Source organism: Teredinibacter waterburyi, from assembly GCF_001922985.1.
In the GTDB taxonomy this organism is placed as follows: domain Bacteria; phylum Pseudomonadota; class Gammaproteobacteria; order Pseudomonadales; family Cellvibrionaceae; genus Teredinibacter; species Teredinibacter waterburyi.
Genome location: NZ_MRUH01000071.1, coordinates 1 through 807, shown reverse-complemented (window position 1 = coordinate 807; position 807 = coordinate 1). Strand labels below are relative to the sequence as shown.

1 protein-coding gene is annotated in these 807 nt (G+C 41.4%); it reads right to left on the bottom strand.

What is annotated here, in order from left to right:
* Positions 1-432 precede the first annotated feature (432 nt).
* The coding region (locus IDZ20_RS16200; RefSeq protein WP_223144910.1) for a hypothetical protein at positions 433-807 on the bottom strand (375 nt) is incomplete at its 5' end.

Here is an 807-nt window from a genome sequence, read left to right as displayed (position 1 = left end):
ACAAAGCCATAAATTTAATAAAAATAGCTTAGATTTAGACTTAAAACCTAAAGCTATTACCAGCAATCATTGAGATTAAACCAGCTTTACATTTTAGCCAATAACTCACAGAAAATGGAGCTACAACTAAAAATACAAGAAAACCAAAAGTTAGAAACGTGGACGCTAGAATATTGGTAGCGTTTCGACGCTGTTGTTCTGATTGCTAAAGTAAACGGAGGATGCACGCAAACTCTTCTAGATCAGCCGATACTTATACAGAAAACAACACCAATGAATTACAAGCCCTACTCTACCAGCCGTTAAGACGCATAACGCCGTTATAACCCGCCGAAACGGAGTTGATTTGTTTGCGCTAGCGTAGCGTTTAAGCGCAAACGAAGCAACGCAGTGGAGGTCGGGTTGATAACCTTGTTAAGTTTTGAACCCATTTTAGCCAAGCACCAAGTAATACAGTAAAACTAACGAAATGAGAGCGCAAATTGTGTACGAGCTAAACCGCATAACCTTGTGTATTTTAGTTTGAATAAGATGCGCACCGATCGCGGCGCCGCACCAAGCAGGGGAAGCAAACATGCTTCCAATAGCTACCCCCATTAAATACTCATGCCTTGCTGGGTTATCTGCCTGCATTAAGTAGAGCCCATAAAAATATATAGTTACGCCGAGGAAATAAAAGCCAACACCAGCTCCAATAACGAATAGCAACCATCCAATTTTGATACTCATGACGTACTCATTTGGAACTGGTGTTCCCCACAAAAAGTAGACACCCCACTTATGCAGCAACAGCTGCTTTCGCTTCAA